The sequence below is a fragment of the Oleiphilus sp. HI0061 genome (assembly GCF_001635675.1).
Genome location: NZ_LWFE01001217.1, coordinates 1 through 3,288, shown reverse-complemented (window position 1 = coordinate 3,288; position 3,288 = coordinate 1). Strand labels below are relative to the sequence as shown.

At 43.6% G+C, this 3,288-nt stretch carries 1 protein-coding gene and 1 pseudogene; both read right to left on the bottom strand.

Annotated features, from left to right (window positions below):
* Window positions 1-194: 194 nt before the first annotated feature.
* Window positions 195-2,576: an endopeptidase La gene (lon, locus tag A3735_RS18960; protein WP_068554104.1), complete on the bottom strand. Its 2,382-nt coding sequence runs from the start codon at window positions 2,574-2,576 to the stop codon at window positions 195-197.
* Window positions 2,577-2,819: 243 nt separating this feature from the next.
* Window positions 2,820-3,288 (bottom strand): annotated as a pseudogene (locus A3735_RS18955) (ATP-dependent Clp protease ATP-binding subunit ClpX); the annotation flags it as partial.

Genomic DNA, 3,288 nt, shown 5'->3' with positions numbered 1-3,288 from the left:
TAATTTATAATGATGTGCTTTTTGATTCTTAGAAATCTTACACTTTTAAAAACATTCGTCAATTGTATCTTTGATACTCAAAAAGACAACTAACAAATATCACATGACAGGTCGGAGCCCCCTAAATTACTGCTGCCTGACGTCAGACTGTTTTATACCAACTGAGCGAAAGCCCTGTCAAGCAGCCTGAGCGCCTAATGTGTATTTATTCTCTCAGAAGCCTCATCTTTCACCTCTGAACCTTCTTTTTCGGACTTTTGCAGCATTTTTTCCTTGTGTTCATCACTTTCGGGAGAATACGCCAAAGCGCGCTCTAAAACTTCGTCAATCCACTTAACCGGTACAATTTCGAGGTCTGCTTTAATATTATCCGGAATTTCCTTCAAGTCTTTTTCATTTTCTTGAGGAATTAGAACTAGTTTTATTCCACCTCTATGTGCCGCTAATAACTTTTCTTTCAAGCCACCAATAGCAAGGACCTGACCACGCAAGGTTATTTCACCTGTCATCGCAACGTCTGCACGAACTGGAATGCCAGTAAATGAGGAAACCATTGCCGTGCACATTGCGATACCCGCACTCGGCCCATCTTTTGGCGTCGCACCTTCAGGAACATGGACATGAATATCATGCTTTTCATGAAAGTTGTCATCGATATAAAAGCCGCCAGCTCGACTTCTTACAACAGTCATAGCAGCTTGTATTGACTCCAGCATTACATCACCCAAAGACCCCGTCCGAACAACCTTACCTTTACCCGGCACAGTACTACATTCAATTGACAACAACTCGCCGCCAACCTGCGTCCATGCCAGACCAGTAACCTGCCCTACCCGGTCCTTTTCATCAGCCATGCCGTAACTAAATTTGCGCACACCTAAGTACTGATCGATATTTTTGCTATCTACGGTAATCTCAATAGCCTCTTTAGACTCTAGAATTTCCTTCACTACCTTGCGACAAACTTTAGCAAGCTCTCGCTCCAGCCCTCGAACACCCGCTTCTTTGGTGTAATAACGAATCACATCTCTTATTGCATCTTCGGCAATAGCGAGCTCACCTTTTTTCAGGCCATTATCTTTGATCTGTTTCGGGATCAGGTATTTTTGCGCGATATTGATCTTTTCATCTTCGGTGTAACCCGGAATACGGATAACCTCCATACGATCAAGCAAGGCCGGAGGGATGTTCATTGAGTTTGAGGTACAGACAAACATAACATCGGACAAATCATAATCTACTTCTAGATAGTGATCATTAAAGGTATGATTTTGTTCTGGATCTAACACCTCAAGCAAAGCCGAAGCCGGGTCACCACGATGATCAGCACCCAATTTATCGATTTCATCAAACAAGAACAGCGGGTTCTTCACTTCGACTTTAGAAAGCTTCTGAATCAGTTTACCTGGCATTGAACCGATATAAGTTCGGCGATGACCACGAATCTCTGCTTCATCACGCACACCACCCAGTGCAACACGGGTATATTTTCGGTTTGTTGCCTTCGCAATAGATTGCCCCAAGGAGGTTTTACCTACACCAGGAGGCCCAACCAAGCACAATACCGGCCCTTTAAGCTTCTTAACCCGGCTCTGTACCGCTAAATATTCGATAATGCGGTCTTTGACCTCTTCTAGGCCATAGTGGTCTGCATCAAGAATTTCTCTTGCCTTAACGATATCGTGTCGAACTTTACTTTTCTTCTTCCAGGGAAGATTTACAAGCCACTCAACATAGCCTCGCACAACTGATGCCTCTGAAGACATCGGTGACATCATCTTCAACTTCTTAAGCTCTGCTTCAGCCTTCTTCTTGGCCTCTGCACTCATGCCAACCGTTTGAATTTTGTTTTCCAGCTCTTCGAACTCGTTACCACCTTCGTTGATCGCTCCCATTTCTTTCTGGATAGCTTTCATTTGCTCATTCAGGTAGTACTCGCGCTGACTCTTTTCCATTTGCTTCTTAACACGACCACGAATGCGCTTCTCGACCTGAATCAGATCAAGCTCGCCTTCGATAACAGCTAACAACATTTCTGCACGCTGCCCGACATTCAACTCTTCCAGAACATCCTGCTTATCGGCTATTTTGAGTTCCAAATGAGCAGCAACGGTATCGATCAACCTAATAGGGTCAGAAATATTCGTTAACGACGAGACGATTTCAGCAGGAATTTTTTTACTCACCTTACTCAGCTTTTCAAACTGAGACATTAAGGTTTGCACAAGCCCCTGAAACTCAGACTGCTCTGGGTGAGACTCTTCCAGCTCACTCGTTTTTGCTGACAAGAACTCTTCTGAAGCAACCCGATCAACACTGACTCGGTACTCACCTTCGATCAGCACTTTAACCGTACCATCGGGCAGCTTTAACATTTGCAATATATTTGCAACCGTACCAACGGAATATAATTCATCGATTGACGGATCGTCTTCGATGGCAGTTTTTTGTGTGAGTAAGAGAAGCTTCTTGTCAGAAGCCATGGCCGCTTCAAGCGCCATAATAGACTTTTCTCTACCAACGAAAAGAGGAATCACCATATGCGGAAAGACAACGACATCCCTCAAGGGCAACATGGGGATATGGCCTTCCGGCGCAGTTATCACGATATCTTTTTCAACGCTTTCTGATTCCGTGCTTTTATCTTGATCAGACATACAATTCCTCAATCACAAATAGATGCTTTGACTCATAAGTGGGGCTATATTTTTTAAATACAAGACAAACCGGGCGAGAATATTAGAACTTTTCCATATCAGCCAGGTAAAAAAAAACCATGCCCACCTTCATGGACATGGTTTTATCGATTTTAGTCGAACTTAGCTGTCAGGCAAGGCTTTTGCCTGTTCACCATTATCGTAGATCTTGATCGGTTCAGACTCACCATTGATGGTATTTTCATCAATAACAACCTTGCTTATGCCCGACTCGGATGGAATGTGATACATAGTATCGAGTAAAACATTCTCCAAAATCGACCTTAAGCCACGAGCACCAGTCTTTCTTTCCATTGCCTTATTGGCAACAGCACGAAGCGCCTCTTCCCTAAAATCAATTTCAACGCCTTCCATTTCAAAAAGCTTTTGATATTGCTTAGAGAGCGAGTTCTTAGGCTCTGTCAAAATTTGCATTAACGCAGCTTCATCAAGCTCGTTTAGCGTTGCAATCACCGGCAAACGACCAACAAACTCAGGAATCAAACCATACTTAACCAAGTCTTCGGTTTCGACTTCTTTTAGCGTCTCACCAACCTTACGCTCTGCATCCTTACTCTTAACCGATGCACCA

Coding starts and splice junctions, on each gene's coding strand:
- lon (WP_068554104.1), bottom strand. CDS start 2,576: ATGTTGCCCTTGAGGGATGTCGTTGTCTTTCCGCATATGGTGATTCCT.